An 18,637-nucleotide genomic window follows, 5' to 3' on the forward strand; every position below is an offset into this window, starting at 1 on the left:
AATCGACCCCCTAGCACTGAAACTTGTTCTCGCACAGTACCTCGTAGGCATCTTCCGCCTCGGATACGGGCACACAGATTTCATAGGCTTTATTATGCTTACCGCCAGCACTTTTTACCTGCACCAGAAAACCGTTCTGTTCCAGCAAGGTGCGGATTTTCTGGCATTGCGCATCGGTGGTGGCGATGTAGAGTACCTTCCACATAGTTACATACTCCTTCAAGTAGCAAGAAAGAGGCTAGGACAAAAGCTACTTGTCCCAACCTCTCCCAATGATACGTATTTTATTCTTTGTAAGCTTTGATCTTAGCGATCAGTTTCGGCAGGATGACGTTAACATCGCCAACGATGCCATAATGAGCTACGGAGAAGATGGGCGCGCTAGCATCTTTGTTAATAGCGATAATAATATCGGAATCCTTCATGCCTGCCAAGTGCTGGATAGCACCGCTGATACCGCAGGCGAAGTAAATGTGAGGAGCAACGGTTTTGCCGGATTGACCAACTTGTTGGGAATGGGTAAGCCAGCCTTCGTCAACAACTGCACGAGAGCCTGCTACAGCACCATTTTCAAACAGGGCTGCCAGTTCTTCCAGCATAGCGAATTTGTCTTGGCTGCCCATGCCGCGGCCGCCGGAAACGATAACTTCTGCGTCCTCGATTTTGATGGTATTGCCACCGCTGAGAGCGGATTTCTTCAACAGCTCAACTTTGGATTCAGCGCCTGCTGCCGGAGTGAAGGTAATAACTTCGCCGGTACGGGAAGGATCTGCAGCCAAAGCTTTGAAAACTTTCGGACGAACGGTGCCCATTTGCGGACGGTGTTCGTCGCAAACGATGGTAGCGTAGATGTTGCCGCCCAGTGCAGGACGGGTCCAAGCAACCAGTTTGTCTTCGGTCATATCGATAGCGGTGCAGTCAGCGCACAGGCCGGTGTGCAGACGTGCTGCAACACGGGGAGCCAGGTCGCGGCCGTCAGCGGTAGCACCCAGAACCAAAGCGGAAGGTTTGTAGGTTTCTACCAGTTGGCAAACTGCATCGGTATATAATTCGGTGTTGTAATCAGCATATTTAGCGTCAGCAACAACATAAACTTTTTCTGCGCCTGCAGCGATCAATTTTTGCGGAATATCGCCTGCTTCTGCAGCAATCAGAACTGCGCAGCATTTTTCGCCGGCTTTAGCAGCCAGTTCGGTGGTTGCGCCCAGCAGTTCGTAAGTTACGTTCATGGGCTCGCCGTTTTCCAGCTCAGCGATTACCCACAGGTCTGCACCTTGGGAATTAGCTACTTCTTTCTTTTCAGCAGCGCCGCCTTCGGGAGCAATTGCTTCCACCGGGCATTCGCCTACGCAAGCGCCACAAGAAATACAGGTTTCGCTGTCAATCATAGCCTTGCCGTCTACCATGCTGATCGCGCCTACGGGGCAAACTGCCATGCAGGACTCACAGCCAATACATTGTTCTCTATCTACTTTCATTGCCATCTACATTCACCTCAGCGAGAAATAATTTGCGCTTGTACAAGCTTTTCCATCAGCATATCTACTGCTACATCCGCATCTTCTTCAGCGATGATTTCGCTGTGGATTTCCGGCGGCATGGGAGAGAATGCTTTTCTAACTTTGGTCGGAGAACCGGACAGACCAACAGTTGCTTCGTCCAAGCCCAAGTCAGCAACAGTCAATGTGGGGATCTTAGCCTTACGAGCTTTCATTTTGCCTTTAATGCTAGCAAAGCGAGGTTCTTTTTCAGCCTTGGTAATGGTAACCAGCAGGGGAGCTGCAGCAGCCAAAGTCATAGAGCAGCTTTCATTTTCGCGTTCTGCTACGAATTTGCCGTCAACATATTGCAGGCTCAGAGCGCCGGTGATTTGGGGAATGCCCAAATGTTCAGCGATTTCCGGACCAACTTGGGCAGTGTCGCCGTCTACAGCTTGCTTGCCGCAGAGTACCAAATCAAATTCGCCCAAATGTTTAATAGCGGCAGCCAAAGCTACGCTGGTTGCCAAAGTATCGGAACCTGCCAGCGCACGGTCAGTAATCAGGGCAGCATCATCTGCACCCATAGCGATTGCTTCTTTCAGCACGTCAGCAGCTTGGGGCAGGCCCATGGTAACAACAGTTACTTTAGCGCCTTCCTTATCCTTCAAGCACAGTGCGGTTTCCAAAGCCTGACGGTCAAAGGGGTTCATAATGTTTTCTACGCCCTCACGCAGCAGAGTGCGGGTTTCGGGGTTGAATTTTACGGTTGCCGTATCAGGCGTTTGTTTAATACATACTATAATATTCATTTGCATCCTCCTTGCAATGTTATGAACATATTCATGCTCTTATTTTACCATTTTTTCGTATAGACTTGCAAGTCTATTCTCTCTATTTCTCAATAATGCACCCTTTTCCCAAGATTTTTTCCATAGCATCCTTGAAACCGGGGGCACTGCTATCCACCCAAAAGTTGTCCGTGGTCTTAATCAGCTTGCGGGAGCCCATCAATTTTAAATAAACCACATCATTACCTTTAAAGCTTTGGAAAGCCTGCATCAGTTCCCTTTGCACCAAAGGATTTTCTAAATAGGGCTCGATTTTAAGGTATACTGCTTTGGGTGCGGCAGTAGAAAGCTTGCTGATAACCATGGCCACAATCTTGCTTTCCCGCTCATCCACACTAAAGCGTCCCTCAATGGCAACCACGTTGTCTTGATAAACCTCTTTCAAGAATCGATGATAGGTTTTAGCAAAGACAATAACGTTAAAGCGACCTGTTAAGTCTTCCAAAGTCAAGAGCGCCATAGTGTCGCCCTTTTTAGTTGTTTTGATGGTGCAGGAAGAAATAATACCTGCCACCTTTACCTGCTGTCCATCAGTGAAGGAAGTATCGCCAACGAATTGGTATAAGGGCATATAGCGTTTCAACACTTCTTTATATTCGCTCAGAGGGTGATCCGTTACGTAGAAGCCCAAAAGCTCCTTCTCGTTTTGCAGGATAATCTGCTTGGGCATTTCGTCCAGCTGGGGAATCCGCACATTACTATAGCTTATATCTTCGTTATCGTCAAACAAGCCAAGCTGACCACTGGCGCGGTCTTTCTGCACCGCAGCGCCTTGGTCCGCAGCTTGGTCCAACACCGCCAGCAGTTGGGAGCGCTTATAGCCAAAGGAGTTCATGGCACCGCAGCGGATCAAGTTCTCCACTACCCGCTTGTTGACGATGCGCATGCTTACGCGGTTGCAAAAATCTTCAATACCCGTAAAAGGTCCATCAGCGCGGGCTGCAATAATCTCGTTGACCGCTGTATCGCCCACACCGCGAATGCCTGCTAACCCAAAACGGATGGACTTATTGGCGTGTACCGTAAAGTGCAGACCGCTTTCGTTTACGTCCGGAGGCAGGATGGAAATACCGTAATTACGGCACACAGCAATATACCAGCTCAATTTATCCGCATCAGTAATCACACTGTTTAAAAAGGCTGCCATAAACTGGGGTAACCAGTGGGCTTTTAAGTACGCCGTCTGGTACGCTACCAAAGCATAGGCAACGGAGTGGGATTTATTAAAGCCGTAGCCTGCAAAATGCTGCAGCAAATCAAAGACACGCCCGCTCAGCGCCTCGGGAATATCGTGTTCCCGTTTGGCGCCGTCTACAAAGTCTTGACGCATGGATGCCAGTACGGAAGCTTTCTTTTTGCCCATGGCGCGGCGCATAATGTCCGCTTGACCAAGGCTGAAGCCTGCAAGAGCAGAAGTAATCTGCATTACCTGTTCTTGGTACAGGATAACGCCGTAGGTATCCTCCAAAATAGGCTCCATTAAAGGATGTAGCACTTCTGCCGTCCTCTGGCCGTGACGCCCTGCGATAAAGTCTTCCGCCATACCCGTTCCCAAAGGACCGGGGCGGTACAGAGCTACCAAAGGAATCAAATCCTCAAAGCTTTCCGGCTCCAAGTCCACCAGCAGCTTGGTAATACCTGCGGACTCCAGTTGGAAAACGCAGGCAGTATCGCCACGGCGCAGCATAGCGCAGGTAGCAGGATCGTCTAAAGGAATATTGTCAATGTCCACCACTTCTCCGGTGGTTTCTTTGATAAAGCGAATACAGTCGCCAATAACGGTCAAGGTACGCAGCCCCAAAAAGTCCATTTTCAAGAGGCCCAAGCCCTCTACCTTGTCTTTATCATATTGGGTAATAATGCCGCCTTCAGCGCCAAGCTGCAGGGGCACGTAATTTTTCAAATCATGGGGTGCGATAATAACGCCTGCAGCGTGAGTGCCTGCATTACGGGGCATGCCCTCTACACTGCGCGCCAAATCGATGAGTTTCTTTACTTCGGGACGAACTTCGTAAGCCTGTTTCAAATCCTTGCAGCCCACCAACGCTTTGTCCAAGGTAATGCCCAGCTCCCTAGGAATCATTTTGGCAACTTCATCCACGGAAGCATAACTCATGCCCAAAGCTTTGCCCACATCACGCACCGCAGCTCGTGCCTGCAAGGTACCGAAAGTAATAATCTGCGCTACACGTTCCTTGCCGTAGCGGTGCAACACGTATTCCAACACCTGGTTACGCTTTTCATAACAGAAATCCGTATCAATATCAGGCATGCTGACACGTTCAGGATTCAAAAAGCGTTCAAAAAGCAAATGATAGCGCAAAGGCTCAATATTAGTAATACGCAACAGGTAAGCTACCACGCTGCCTGCTGCACTGCCACGACCGGGACCCACAGGGATATCGTGCTCCCTACAGTAATTGATAAAATCCCAAACAATAAGGAAATAACAATCATAGCCCATATCGTGAATAATCTTCAGTTCGTACTCCAAGCGCTGGCGCACTTGCTCGTCCACTACTTCGTAACGCTTGGGCAAGGCTTCCTCGCACAAATGGCGTAAGTAAGTGCAGGCGTCAAAGCCTTCCGGCACAGGGAATTCCGGCAAAAGCAAATGACCGAACTCCAACTGTACATTGCAACGGTCAGCAATCTTCGCTGTGTTTTCTAGAGCCTCCGGACAATCCCCAAAGCGCTCCGCCATTTCGTCATAGCTTTTCAAATAATAGCTGTCGTTATTAAAGCGCATTCGGTCCGGTTGATCTACCGTGCTGGTAGTTTGGATGCACAACAGCACATCCTGCGCCACTGCGTCCTCCCTGCGGACATAATGCAAGTCGTTGGTTGCCACCAAACCCACGCCAAACTCTTGGGCAAGCTGCTTGAGCCCTGCAGCCACACGGCGTTCCTCCGGCAAGTCATGGTCTTGAATCTCCAAAAAGTAATTGTCCTTGCCGAAAATGTCAATATATTCCTGCACACAGCGGCGTGCACCTTCCATATTTTCCTGCAGTACCAGTACGGGCAGTTCGCCTGCCACACAGGCACTGAGGCAGATGATGCCTTCACTGTAAGCGCGCAGTACGTCCTTGTCCACCCTAGGCTTGTAGTAGAAGCCCTCGACCTGTCCAGCACTAACAATCTTCATCAAGTTGTGATAGCCTGTATCATTCTCCGCCAAAAGAATCAAATGGTACATACCGCGTTGACTCTTTTCAAAATGAGAACCGTTGCAGAGATAGACTTCGCAGCCAATGATTGGCTTGATGCCCTGCTTGGTACACTCTTGATAAAAATCCACCACGCCGTACATAACACCGTGGTCCGTAATCGCCAAACTGTCCATGCCTAACTCTTTGGCATAGGCAACAAGTTCCGATATCTTTGATGCACCGTCCAGCAGGCTGTATTCCGTATGGACGTGCAAATGAGTAAAGCGTTTATTCATAAATCAACCTGCCTCCAATGCAAATTTCACATAGAAATATTATACAACTTTTTCTAGACTCCTGCAAAAATAAGAAAAGCCCACGCCGTGCCATACATTACTGCACCCAGCGTAGGACATGAATAATTTTACGAGAACATTTTCTCCGTTATTCGCATTAACGTTTGCTTTCGTTCACTTAACATGCTATAATATTCGTGACAACCGTGTTACAGGGTGGTCATTGCCGAAGTTCATAACGAACGGAGGTGATGTCTATGGAGATTTATACCTTTCAGGACTTAATGTCCTTTGGCATTTTCCTCATAGCATTACTCACATTCATTTCTGTAAAAAAGTAATGCCGAACATAGAAAAACTACCCTATACTTTGACCGAGTCCGGGTAGTTTTTCTTATCTTATAAAACTCGGCAACCCACCCAGTGGGCGGTTGTCTTCTTGCTTTTATTATATAGCATCTCCAAGCCAGTTGTCAAATATTTGTTTATCCTAATCTATACCTTGCCCACGTCACAGAAAGTTCATTCACAAGCAGACGAAAATCTAGTATAATAGTAGTGTAAGTACAGGTGCTTTTCGCTACTAACGCGAAGGGCGAACTGCAAAGGAGGTTATTTTTATGACAGCAAAATTCCATTATATCAACCATGCTTGCTTCGTTGTAGCAAAAAATGATTCTGCCATTATCTTCGACCCCTTCCTGGACGGTAATCCTGAAGGCTTAACTCCTAATGATATTAAAGTTGATTATATCTTCATCAGCCACGGTCATTTCGACCATCTGGGCAGCGCTTTTGAAATTGCTAAAAACTGTGGCGCAACCATTATTTCCACAGCAGAAATCGCCGGCATGGCGGAAGCAGCAGGCTGTAAAGCACACGGCATGCACTTAGGCGGCACTTATAAATTCCCCTTCGGCAAAGTACGTGTAACCCTTGCCTTCCATGGCGCAGGCGTACCCGGCGGCCATGCGTGCGGCTTTGTCGTTGATTTCTACGGCACCAAATTGTATTTTGCAGGCGACACCGCCCTCTTTAGCGATATGCAGCTTTTGCCTAAGCTGGATCCCTTCGACTATGCAGTGCTCCCCATCGGTGGTAACTTCACCATGGACCCCCACGATGCAGCTATTGCCTGCGAATTCCTGCAAGCCAAAAACGTTATTCCCATCCACTACAACACTTGGCCACCCATCACTCAAGATGTGAATGCCTTCAAAGCTGATGTGGAAAGCAAAACTGCAAGCAAAGTTCTAATCGTTAAACCCGGCGAAGTTATTGATATAGAATAAATAAAAAAACGAAGGCTGTGACATATATTGTCATTTATCATATCCCCGCCTCACTCGCGATTTTTGAGCTTACATAACCCTCTGCCATCCTGCTACGCATAGATGGCATCCCCCTAGACAGGGGGAACTAGGCACTTTAATATTTTTCTTTAGGTTACTTAGAATATTTAGTAACCATTCAGCAGCAAAGCCAAAGTGTCTTGGCTCCCCTGTTAGGGGAGTTGGCACCCATACCACTTTGTGGTGTGGGTGTCTGAGGGGTTAGAAATAAGCTAAAATCGCTAATGATTCGTCTGGGAATATGATAGTAATGACTGATGTCACAGCCTTTTTTTGTATTCTCCTATGCTTCTTTTACATCTTCCAGAATGGAAGTGCAGTGCGGACAACGGGTTGCGTCATCAGCAATCTCAGATTTGCAATAAGGGCAAAGACGCGGTTCCGGTTTCGGCGCAGGCGGAGGTGTCAGCTTATTAATTTGGCGAATCATCATAAAGACAACAAACGCCAAAATCAAAAAGTTCAGCACCGTATTAACAAAGCTGCCGTAAGCAAGTACAGGCGCACCTGCCTTCTTGGCAGCCTCCAAAGTAGCGTACTCCTTACCGTTAAGAGCAATAAATAGATTAGTGAAATCCATCTTGCCTACAATCATGCCCAAGGGCGGCATAATCACATCATTAACCAAAGAACCTACAATTTTGCCGAACGCGCCGCCAACGATAACGCCAACAGCCATATCTATAACATTGCCGCGCATAGCAAACTTTTTAAAATCTTCCTTAAAGGACATAAAACTACCTCCCATGTATCTTTTTCACACTTATTCTACTATTCTACCCACAAGCAAAAATTCCTGCTGCTTGACTGAAAACTATTCCTGACATATAATATTAGGGAACAAATCTTGCACAAAGCGAGTTCACTTATATTAAAAGTTTGGAGGAATAAAAAAATGCGTGAAGATTTAGTAGTACCTGGCGAGGGCGAGGAAAATTACGTCCTGGCTCGAGACGCCCGCGTTGTAACCATCCCCTTCTCCCCTCTGGAAGAACGTATGCAAAAAGAAAAACCAGAAGTTTTTGCCCGCCTGCAAAAGCTGAAAGAAATCATTGGCGAAGAAACCTTTAAGCGCTTGGTAAGCAAAGTGCACAACATTAACTATGCTGACACCCGCATCATGCTGGTAGCAGAAAGCGAACTGCACCGCACCAACATCGAACGCGAAATTCTGCCTGCTATTGCAGAAGCTTTTGAAGTAACCAGCATTCGCGTAGTTACCCAAGGCTAAAAAATAAAGCAAAAAGTAGTTGACAAGGCTACAGTTTTGCTTTATAATATTATTCGTTGCTGATGTGCTCAGCAAACAACCTAAGTCGGGGCGTGGCGCAGTTTGGTAGCGCGCTTGTTTCGGGTACAAGAGGCCGTGAGTTCGAATCTCGCCGCCCCGACCAATTTAAAAAATCAGAACCGCATGCTGTGCGGTTCTTTTTTATTTTCCCAACAAAGTAAAAAGACAGGTTGCAAATTTTTTTACAAGATTCGTGCGTCCTGTCTTTTTGTTTAAAAATCTACTAGGAAAATCCTAATGCTAATCAAATTGAAAGTGCCTCTTTTCTCGATTTTCTTAACATCAGCCGTTAGTAGCTTACCTGCATCCAGCAAGCGAGAAAAAATTAAGACTTCGACCATCATTATGACAGTCGAAGTCTTAAAAATTGTATTTTATTATTCTTTAGATTTAGTATCTACTGCTTCCTTCAGGATAGCTGCAAAATCGTCAAAGCTCATAGCGCCCAGGTCGCCTTTAGCGCGATGACGCGGGGAAACAGTACCGTTTTCCATATCGCGGTCGCCAACAACCAACATATACGGAATCTTTTCCAATTGTGCTTCGCGAATCTTCTTGCCAATCTTTTCGCTACGTGCGTCAACAGTTACACGATAGCCGCCTTCTTCCAGCTTGCGAGCCAAATCGTAGCAATAATCAGCAGCGCGGTCGGTTACGGGCAGGAAACGAACTTGTTCCGGAGCAATCCAGCAAGGCATTGCACCTGCATATTTTTCAATCAGCAGAGCCAAGGTACGTTCATAGCAGCCCATGGAAGTACGGTGGATGATGTAGGGCAGTTGTTTTTCGCCGTTTTCATCAACATAGTACATACCAAATTTTTCTGCCAAGAGCATATCAATTTGGATGGTGATCAAAGTATCTTCCTTGCCAAATACGTTCTTGATTTGGATGTCCAGTTTAGGACCATAAAAAGCAGCTTCGTCAATACCAACTTTGTAATCAATGCCCAAATCGTCCAGAATGTTCTTCATAACGCCTTGTGCATGCTCCCATTGTTCCGGAGTGCCTTCATATTTATCGGTGTTGTTAGGATCCCATTGGGAGAAGCGGAAGGAGCAGTCTTCCTTCAAGCCCAAAGTTTCCATGCAGTAGTTTGCCAGTTCAAAGCAACCACGGAATTCTTCTTCCAATTGGTCCGGACGGATGATCAGATGGCCTTCAGAAATGGTGAATTGGCGAACGCGGATCAAGCCGTGCATTTCGCCGCTGTCCTCGTTACGGAACAAGGTGGAAGTTTCACCCAAACGCATAGGCAGTTCACGATAGGAACGTTGGCGGTTCAGGAATACTTGGTATTGGAAGGGGCAGGTCATAGGACGCAGAGCGAAGCATTCTTTAGTTTCGTCATGAGGATCGCCCAATACGAACATGCCATCCAGATAGTGATCCCAGTGACCGGAAATACGGTACAGGTCGCGTTTTGCCATCAACGGAGTCTTAGTCAGCAGATAGCCGCGTTTTTGCTCGGTGTCTTCAATCCAACGTTGCAGCAGTTGGATTACACGTGCACCTTTGGGCAGCATAATGGGCAGGCCTTGACCAATATAATCAACGGTAGTGAAGTATTCCAATTCGCGACCTAGTTTGTTATGGTCACGTTTCAAAGCTTCTGCTTGTTGTGCCAGATATGCATCCAGTTCTTCTTTCTTGGGGAAAGCTACACCGTAAATACGTTGCAGCATTTTGCGTTTGGAATCGCCACGCCAGTAAGCACCGGTAGCAGAGGTCAGTTTAATAGCGTTGCCTTTAATGCGGCCGGTAGAATCCAAATGGGGACCTGCGCACAAATCGGTAAAGTCGCCTTGTTTGTAGAAGCTGATTACTGCATCTTCCGGCAGGTCGTTAATCAATTCAACCTTATAGGGCTCTTCTTTTTCTTCCATGAATTTGATTGCTTCAGCACGAGGCAGTTCAAAGCGTTCCAATTTCAGCTTTTCTTTGCAGATTTTGCGCATTTCTGCTTCCAGATCTGCCAAATCTTCGGGAGTGAAGGGAGCCGGAGTATCGAAATCATAGTAGAAACCATTTTCGATGGAAGGACCGATGGCCAGCTTTACATCGGGGTGCAGGCGTTTCATAGCTTGCGCCAATACGTGGGAGCAGGTGTGCCAATAGGTACGGCGATATTCTTCGTTTTCAAAGGTAAATTTGTTTTCTTCAGACATGTTTCTTTCCTCCAATCATATAGTCAACTGCGAAGGACGGGCAAAAAATAAACCCCAATCCCTCACAAAAAAGGGACGGAGTTATCCGCGGTTCCACCCTCATTGGTCTATGTAATGACACAAACCCACTCGGTACCGTTAACGCCGGTAGTACGGACTGGCATACTTGCAAATGCTTTCCGCAGTCAGTTTGAAGGCGGTGCGCCCACTGTATTACCCTGCTGCTCTCAGCCATGGCAGCACTTTCTGTAGGGAGTAGCCCAAGGGCAAGTCCTTCGCATTACTGTTACAATATTTCAACTACAGCCTATTATAGCACACTGACAGTTCTTGTCAAGTCCGCTAAAGTTAATAAAATTTGACAAAGACAAAGCAAACGCTTATAATAATGGCAAGAGATAGCTGGCTTGGGAACGTCGGCTCTCCTCTGTATGAATTAATATTGAAGGAAGCCGCGTAACCACAAGTTATGCGGATTTCTTTTTTTTGAGGAGTTTGTTATGAATATTTATAATTTACTGAAGCAAACAGCCTTGTGCCTTGCTTCTATTTTTATTATGCCTAACGCCTACGCCAAGGCACCTACAATTATCTATATTCCTTTGGATAATCGTCCTGTATGTGCTGCCTATGCAGAGCAAACCATGACAGCCGCAGGCTGCACCATTATCCAGCCCCCGGAAAAATACATCAGCAGTGTGGACCGCAACGGCAAACCGGAAGAACTGCTGGACTGGTTAGAGCACAAAGCTCCCAAAGCAGATGCTGCTGTCATCAGTACGGACAGCCTGCTCTACGGCGGTCTGGTAGCCAGCCGTACCCATCACTATACTGAGGCGGAATTGAGTAACAGACTGCAACGACTGGGAGAACTGAAGAAGAAACTGCCCATTAATCTGTTCACTTTTTCCACCATTATGCGTACCCCCCGTGCTAGCAAAGGACGCGTAGAACCTCCCTACTACAGCAAAATCGGTCCTGATATTTTTGCCTACACTCAATTGATGGACAAAAAAGATCAACGCCGTTTGACTTCTGCCGAAGAAATCCAACTGCAAATGCTTACGGATAGGCTGCCTGCTGCAGACCTGCAGGATTGGCTAGAACGCAGGGAAAAGAATTTTAAAGTAAATACCAAGCTGACCCGTATGGCACTTAACGGACGTTTTCATTATCTTGCTGTAGGCAAGGACGACAACGCTCCCCTGTCCGCAACTCACATGGAAGCACGCCACCTTAGTTTAGACACCTTCGGCACTCCTGCCCACACTTTCCAAATCATCGACGGTGTGGACCAATTGGGTTTGCTGCTTCTCGTCCGTGCTTTCAACGAAATAACTAATAATACTGCTGCCATTTATACCCTGTACAGTCCCGGTCCCGGTGCTGCCGTTCTTCCCCAGTACAGCGATTCCCGTCTGCAGGACTCCGTCCCCCAGCAAATCCTTGCTGCAGGTGCAGTAGAGGCCAAAACCGCTGCCCAAGCTGACCTTATCCTTGCCATCAACGCCCCCACTGACGGCGTCAGCAAAGACTCTACTGCCGACGACAACCAATACTTCGCCTCCCCAGCCAACCGCAGCTTTACCAAGACGATAAAGGCACAGCTTGACGCAGGTAGGGATATTTCCCTTGCCGACATTAGCTACTCCAACGGTGGCGACAACGGGTTTATGGCGTTTTTAGCCAAAGAAGGCATCCTCGAAAACCTGCAAGCCTACAATGGTTGGAACACTGCCGATAACGCCATTGGCTACGCCATCGCCCAAGGCATTATGGCTGCCTACATGGATGAAGATAGCAGGAGCAAACTGCTCCAACAACGTCTTATAGATGATTGGTTCTATCAAAGCAATATCCGCAGCAGCATCTCTAACGAAATGGTTAAGCACAACCGTGAAGACTTGAAATATGATTTAGGTCGCACAGCTAAAGACGTTACCAGATACGTTAACACAGAGGCTAAGCGCTTAGCAAAAAGATATGCTGTAACTAAAGACTGTCAATTTGAGATTGACCTGCCGTGGAACCGTCTTTTTGAAATCGATGTAAAAATTGAATAAATGCGCACTAAAAAAGAGGCTGGGACAAAACCAGTCATAGTTACCATATTCCTAGACGAATCATTGCGATTTTCGCTCATAAGTGCTTAGAATCACCGAAGTGAAGCGAACCGAACAGCAAATTGTTTTGCGAACAAGATTGGCCGCGAATCTTCGTTGTGATTCTGCACGAAATGAGCGTTAAAAAATCGCACGTGAGTCGGAATATGGTAACATGGCTATATATGTCCCAGCCTCTTTTTGTTTATCAGAGCTAACTTAATCGACAACCACTACTACTGCGACGACCATAGCGCTACGAAGCGTGAGCAATGGTAAAGGTATTCTTTTCAAAAGCAATTATACCTTCGTCACGCATTCTGCCCAATTCCCTAGTCAACGCGCTTCTATCCGCATCAAGATAATTTGCTAAATCAGTTCTATTGAAGGGAATAGTAAAATGGTTGCTGCCACTATATCGTGCTTCCTGTTCCAAATACGCCATAATCTTACTACGCAAGGTTTTTTGGCACAAAATCTCATTTTTCTCTAACAAGCGCGTATTATTATCCGCCAAAGCGCCTACAATATTGCACAGCAGCTTTTGTACTGCATAACAATTTCCCAAACTGTCGTAATAATCACGACCTATTGGTAGCATTAAAATACGCGTGTTGCTGGCAGCAAAATAACTAACGCTACTGCGGTCGCCCAATTTACCTAGAAAGTTTTCCGCAAAAACTGCCCCTTCTTCTAAATTAGCGATAATGGATTTTTCGCCCCAAGCATCCTCTTTGAGCATTTGTACGGAGCCTTCCAAGACAACGCACAGATTTTCCACACAATCGCCTGCTAAATAAATATAGTCATTTTTAGGATAATACTTTATGCTCCCTCGGAACAACTGCAGAATTTCGTTAATCTCATTTCTGTCCAAACCTGCAAAAAGAGAGATTTCTTCGTAACGCGGTTCATACATTTTGGTCGGCATAACGTCCACCACCTTTTGCCTAACTAATCTTTCTAATTTAATTATGGCAAAATTATGGGGTTAAGTAAAGTTTTGTAAGTTTTTTAAGTAGTTTTGTAAGTTTGTTGCGTATGCAACAGAAAAATAGACCCGATCTTACGACCGGGTCTAGGAAAGTCAGCTTATTTTGCTTTTTTCAGGAATTTTTCGTACATTGCATGGTCTTCAGCCATCATCTTATCAGCTTCTTCACCAATGATGCAAGTAGGATCGATACCTTGTTTCATGAAATAATCTTTGAATTCTTTGGATTCGCAAACCTTTTTAGCAGCTGCGCGCAGTACATCCAATTTTTCTTTCGGAGTGTTTTTAGGAGCAACCAGAGCAGCCCATGCGCGAACAGTCATATTGTGACCAAGTTCTTTAAAGGTAGGAACGTTAGGATAGATTTCGCTACGGCTTGCAGCCATGATAGCCAAAATCTTCAGGTTGCCAGCGTCAACTTGGCTCTTGAATACTGAAGGATCAGCCAAAGTTGCATCAATGTGCTTGCCAGCCAGTGCTGCAGCGATATCTGCAGATCCTTTCGGATAAGGAACGTGTTTGAATTGTACGCCGAATTTTTCTTCAAAGGACAGTGCAGCAATGTGCCAAATAGCGCCTACACCGGAGTTACCCATTTTAACTTTGCCGGGGTTAGCTTTAGCATAAGCAACGAACTCGTCAACAGAGTTGTAAGGAGCTTCTTTAGGAACGATTAAAGCTGCAGGAGCTGCGATAGGTGCGCAGATGGCTGCGTAATCTTTATAAGTGTTTTTGCATTTGCCTTGGTGGGGGAACATTGCCAATTCAACAGTTACCATGCCCAAGGTATGGCCATCAGCTTTAGCATTAGCAGTTTCTACCATGCCGGTAACACCGCCGCCATCGGGTTTGTTAACAGGAACGAACTTGCTGCCTTTCAGCTCTTTTTCCATAAATTGGATTACGCCACGAGCAGAGGTGTCGGTACCGCCACCGGGAGCTTTCGGAATGATTACGGAAATATCACCGTCAGCAGGATAAGCTGCTTTTTTGCTGTCGCCACCGCAACCGGTCAGCATAACAGCCATGGCCAGCATAGCCATGAGGACTACTAAAATCTTTTTCATTAAAATTGCCTCCTTTTATAATATATAAATTATATATTAACAATGGGAATCCGCACACAGGCAATATTCTGCCTATTGTGGGTATAGGTGATGTAAATTACACCGTCATGAGCAATAATCGCAGGATAAGAAAATTCCCCGGGCTCCGTCTCCAAGTCCAACAGCTTTTGCCAAGTTGCGCCTTCGTCCGTAGATTTGAACAAAGTCAAGGGAGAACGCATACCCCAATTGGCAGCTACAGGATTGCACACTAGATAAATAGCACCGTCATCTGTACGCACCAAATCCAGACCGCTGTTGTTGTTGGGCATTTCCAAGGGATAGGCAGCACACCAAGTTACGCCCTCGTCCTTACTGTCGCTGCGATAAACATGCCCCTCGCTGGAGCGCAAGAGCATGTGCACGCTTTTATCAGCACTTTGCCACAGGCTGGGCTGGATGACGCCCCTGCCGTAGAAAGACTGCTGGCTCACTGCAATATCGCTATCTGCTGTCCGTTCCCCTGCCGCATATTCCAAGCCTGCAATAACTACAGGTGCGGACTTGCGCCAAGTTACGCCGTCATCATCGCTAATGTCCGCAAAAGCCTGCCAAATGCCATGTTCCGTAGAAGCCCCCGCCAGCACGCGACCGCTAGCCAAGCGCACAGGTTTGTTGCGCACAGGGCCACGTCCACCGCTAGCATCCCCTTGTACCAATTCCGCAGGTGTGGACCAAGTTCTACCGTCATCATCAGAAAGCATGACCAAGGTTCGCCAAGAAGCAATCTGCTGTCCCTCCTTGTAGAACAATTGCAGCACGCCGTCATTGCGGTAGAAAAGCACAGGGTTCCAGTTGGCCTCTGCTCCGTCCGCCAGCTTGGCAGGTTCACTCCACCGTCCGTGGCTGTAACGGCTGCCATAAATGGCAACATCAGCCTCTCCTTCATGGGTACCGCCAAACCAGCAGCACAGCACCCCACCATCACGAAGTACGCATACGGTGGAAGCGTGACAGAAAGCCGTTGGCAATTTATTCATCAGCAAGTCTTTTTGCATAACTACATCCTCAAGAATTCATAAAATTCCAATTCTAATAACATATTTATTGTACCATATATAACAAAAAGCGTAAACATTTATGTGAATACTTTTTGAAGAAATGCACAAAAAACGAGACCGGCTACAGATGGACTCTGTTTCCGGTCTCGTATATTTTTCAAAAATTAAAGCTTAGCTTGCAGCTCTGCCAATTTCGCTTGCTGTACTGCCAAAATTTCGTCACCCATAGCCAATTGCTTTTCGTTTTCAGAGAAAGCAGGACCACCATAGGAGCGACGTGCTTCTACACAGTTAGCAGGGTCGAGAGCTACCAGCAAATCCTCTTCAAACAAATCGGAGAACTGCTTGTATTCCCCAATGGGAATTTCAGGCAGGAACTTGTTTTGACTAATAGCATAAGCAACACATTTGCCAACGACTTCATGTGCTTGGCGGAAAGGCAGGCCTTTACGTACCAAGTAGTCTGCCAAGTCAGTAGCATTGGAGAAGTCATGAGCAACTGCTTGCGCCATTTTGTCCACATTGACAGTCATGGTCAGAATCATATCCCGATAAACTGCCAAAGTAAATTTAATGGTGTCAATAGCGTCGAAGAACCCTTCCTTGTCCTCTTGCAAATCCTTGTTGTAGGTCAAGGGCAAACCTTTGGCAGTGGTCAGCATAGCCATCAGATGACCATAGACACGACCGGTCTTGCCACGAACTAATTCGGAAATATCCGGGTTTTTCTTTTGCGGCATCATGGAGGAACCTGTTGCAAAAGCATCATCCAGCTCCACAAAGCCAAACTCCGTGCTGCTCCATAGGCAGATTTCTTCGCTAAGACGGCTCATGTGCATCATGAGGGTAGCAGCAAAGGATAGGAATTCAATAACATAGTCACGGTCGCTGACTGCGTCCATGCTATTGGCATAAACCTTGCCAAAGTTCAATTCCTCAGCAACCATAAAACGGTCAATGGGGAAAGTAGTGCCTGCAATTGCGCCAGCACCCAAGGGCATCATGTCCGCGCCTTCCCATACGCCCAGCAGACGGCGGAAGTCGCGCTGCAGCATATTGAAATATGCTAACAGATGGTGGCAGAAAGTAATGGGCTGCGCACGTTGCAGATGAGTATAGCCCGGCATGAGAGTTTTGTCATGCTTTTTGGCTACAGTCAGCAGCGCTTCTTCAAAGCGCAAGAGCAGCTCTGCAATTTCCGCAACTTCGCGTTTCATATACATATGCATATCCAGCGCAACCTGGTCGTTACGGCTGCGGGCAGTGTGCAAGCGAGCACCTGCACTGCCGATACGCTCGGTCAGACGTGCTTCCACGTTCATATGGATATCTTCTAATGCAACTTCAAAAGAGAAGTTACCTGCTTCAATATCCGCAAGGATGGTCTTCAATCCGGCAATGATTTTCTCCCCGTCTTCTGCCGGAATGATACCGCATTTCGCCAGCATACGCGCATGGGCAATGCTACCGCGAATATCCTCGTGATAAAGACGCTTATCAAAATCAATGGACGCATTAAATGCGTCCACTAATTCATTAGTATTCTTACTAAAACGACCGCCCCAAAGCTTAGCCATTATTTCAAGGTGCCTTTCTTCATCATAGCACGAACTTGCAGCGGCAAGCCGAACAGGTTGATGAAACCGGTTGCATCAGCTTGGTTGTAAACTTCGTCTTCGCCGAAGGTTACATACTCTTTGCTGTACAGGGAGTACGGGGATTTTACGCCTGCGCTGTAGATGTTGCCTTTGTACAGTTTCATGCGAACAGTACCGGTAACAGTTTTTTGGGTTTCGTTTACGAAGCCGTCCAGAGCCTCACGCAGGGGGCTGAACCACATGCCATCATATACCAGTTCAGAGTAGCGGATGGAAACTTGTTGTTTGAAGGATTGGGTTGCACGATCCAAGCACAGGTTTTCCAGATCATTGTGGCCGAAGTAGATGATTGCGCCTGCGGGGTTTTCATAAACACCACGGGATTTCATACCAACCAGACGGTCTTCAACCATATCGGTAATACCAACAGCATTGCGGATACCGATTTCGTTCAGCTTTTCAACCAGTTTAGCCGGGCTCAGCTTTTCACCGTTTACAGAAACAGGAACACCTTCAACATATTCCAGTTCTACATATTCCGGTTTGTCCGGAGCTTTTTCAGGGATATTGGTTACGATGAACAGTTCATCTTTAGGTGCATTCCAAGGATCTTCCAAGTCGGAACCTTCATGGGACAGATGCCACATGTTGCGGTCCATGGAATAGTCATGGTCATGGGATACAGGAATAGGAATGTTGTGTGCTGCAGCGTAGTCGATTTCTTGGTCACGAGAACGCAGTTCCCATTCACGCCAAGGAGCGATGATTGCCAGGTCAGGATTCAGAGCTTTAACGGACAGTTCGAAACGAACTTGGTCGTTGCCTTTACCTGTTGCACCGTGAGCAATAGCGTCAGCGCCTTCAGCTTCAGCAATTTCAACTAATTTTTTCGCAATCAAAGGACGTGCGAAGGAGGTACCCAGCAGGTATTTCTTTTCATATACAGCACCGGCTTTAACAGTGGGCCATACATAGTCGCTAATGAATTCTTCTTTCAGGTCCAGGATGTAGCATTTGCTAGCACCGGTTTTGATAGCTTTATCATGAACCGGGTTCAGTTCATCACCTTGACCTAAGTCTGCACAAGCGGCAATAACTTCGCAGTTATTATAGTGCTCTTTCAGCCAGGGGATGATTACGGATGTATCCAGACCGCCGGAATAAGCGAGAACTACTTTCTTGATATCTTCTTTTTTCATTATCAAAAGCCTCCTAATAATTGAATAATTTTCCTATTCAATTGAATAA

The 18,637-nt window shown here is 46.8% G+C and carries 14 protein-coding genes and 1 tRNA gene; 4 read left to right on the forward strand and 11 right to left on the reverse strand.

The genetic code is table 11. The features are described 5' to 3' along the window. Positions 1-10: 10 nt before the first annotated feature. The 4 genes from ACJMM4_RS01640 to ACJMM4_RS01655 form a co-directional block, all read right to left on the reverse strand. Complete coding sequence (locus tag ACJMM4_RS01640; protein WP_405381152.1) at positions 11-205, reverse strand: hypothetical protein; 195 nt, start codon at positions 203-205, stop codon at positions 11-13. Positions 206-284: 79 nt separating this feature from the next. Beyond that, positions 285-1,484, reverse strand: a complete 1,200-nt coding sequence (locus ACJMM4_RS01645) for an FAD-binding protein (RefSeq protein ID WP_405382796.1) — start codon at positions 1,482-1,484, stop codon at positions 285-287. Between the two features lie 11 nt (positions 1,485-1,495). Then, positions 1,496-2,290: an electron transfer flavoprotein subunit beta/FixA family protein gene (locus ACJMM4_RS01650; protein WP_405381156.1), complete on the reverse strand. Its 795-nt coding sequence runs from the start codon at positions 2,288-2,290 to the stop codon at positions 1,496-1,498. 82 nt (positions 2,291-2,372) lie between these two features. Then, complete coding sequence (locus tag ACJMM4_RS01655) at positions 2,373-5,777, reverse strand: DNA polymerase III subunit alpha (RefSeq protein ID WP_405382798.1); 3,405 nt, start codon at positions 5,775-5,777, stop codon at positions 2,373-2,375. A gap of 620 nt (positions 5,778-6,397) precedes the next feature. Here ACJMM4_RS01655 and ACJMM4_RS01660 point away from each other — a divergent pair. Next, entirely contained in the window at positions 6,398-7,069 is a 672-nt protein-coding gene (locus ACJMM4_RS01660) for a metal-dependent hydrolase (protein WP_405379513.1), read from the forward strand. Positions 7,070-7,412: 343 nt separating this feature from the next. Here ACJMM4_RS01660 and mscL read toward each other — a convergent pair whose 3' ends face one another. Next, positions 7,413-7,862 (reverse strand): large conductance mechanosensitive channel protein MscL, encoded by a 450-nt coding sequence (gene mscL, locus ACJMM4_RS01665; protein WP_405382800.1) that lies wholly within the window; start codon positions 7,860-7,862, stop codon positions 7,413-7,415. 162 nt (positions 7,863-8,024) lie between these two features. On the opposite strand from mscL, the gene ACJMM4_RS01670 reads away from it, so the two are divergent. Both ACJMM4_RS01670 and ACJMM4_RS01675 read left to right on the forward strand, forming a co-directional pair. Further along, complete coding sequence (locus ACJMM4_RS01670) at positions 8,025-8,360, forward strand: hypothetical protein (protein ID WP_405379515.1); 336 nt, start codon at positions 8,025-8,027, stop codon at positions 8,358-8,360. Positions 8,361-8,446: 86 nt separating this feature from the next. After that, a tRNA-Pro gene (locus ACJMM4_RS01675) sits at positions 8,447-8,523 on the forward strand. Between the two features lie 274 nt (positions 8,524-8,797). Here ACJMM4_RS01675 and thrS read toward each other — a convergent pair. After that, positions 8,798-10,588 carry a threonine--tRNA ligase gene (thrS, locus tag ACJMM4_RS01680; protein ID WP_405379516.1) on the reverse strand — a complete coding sequence of 597 codons (1,791 nt, stop codon included), beginning with the start codon at positions 10,586-10,588 and terminating at the stop codon, positions 8,798-8,800. Positions 10,589-11,088: 500 nt separating this feature from the next. Between thrS and ACJMM4_RS01685 the strand changes: the two genes are divergently transcribed. Then, complete coding sequence (locus ACJMM4_RS01685; RefSeq protein WP_405382802.1) at positions 11,089-12,651, forward strand: DUF4127 family protein; 1,563 nt, start codon at positions 11,089-11,091, stop codon at positions 12,649-12,651. A 295-nt stretch (positions 12,652-12,946) separates the two neighbouring features. Here the strand turns inward: ACJMM4_RS01685 and ACJMM4_RS01690 are convergent, their stop codons facing one another. The 5 genes from ACJMM4_RS01690 to ACJMM4_RS01710 all read right to left on the reverse strand — a co-directional run bounded on the left by ACJMM4_RS01690 (position 12,947) and on the right by ACJMM4_RS01710 (position 18,588). After that, a complete protein-coding gene (locus tag ACJMM4_RS01690) occupies positions 12,947-13,621 on the reverse strand; it encodes a Crp/Fnr family transcriptional regulator (protein WP_405379518.1) in 675 nt (224 codons plus the stop codon). A gap of 161 nt (positions 13,622-13,782) precedes the next feature. Continuing rightward, positions 13,783-14,751 (reverse strand): tripartite tricarboxylate transporter substrate binding protein, encoded by a 969-nt coding sequence (locus ACJMM4_RS01695; protein ID WP_405379519.1) that lies wholly within the window; start codon positions 14,749-14,751, stop codon positions 13,783-13,785. Between the two features lie 29 nt (positions 14,752-14,780). Beyond that, complete coding sequence (locus ACJMM4_RS01700; protein ID WP_405382804.1) at positions 14,781-15,788, reverse strand: exo-alpha-sialidase; 1,008 nt, start codon at positions 15,786-15,788, stop codon at positions 14,781-14,783. Positions 15,789-15,955: 167 nt separating this feature from the next. After that, on the reverse strand, positions 15,956-17,368 hold the full coding sequence (gene argH / locus ACJMM4_RS01705; RefSeq protein ID WP_405382806.1) for an argininosuccinate lyase: 1,413 nt from the start codon (positions 17,366-17,368) through the stop codon (positions 15,956-15,958). Further along, a complete protein-coding gene (locus tag ACJMM4_RS01710; RefSeq protein WP_405379522.1) occupies positions 17,368-18,588 on the reverse strand; it encodes an argininosuccinate synthase in 1,221 nt (406 codons plus the stop codon). The genes argH and ACJMM4_RS01710 overlap by 1 nt, the downstream gene beginning before the upstream one ends. Between the last annotated feature and the right edge of the window lie 49 nt (positions 18,589-18,637).

Source organism: Phascolarctobacterium sp. (assembly GCF_045124115.1).
Classification (GTDB): domain Bacteria; phylum Bacillota; class Negativicutes; order Acidaminococcales; family Acidaminococcaceae; genus Phascolarctobacterium_A.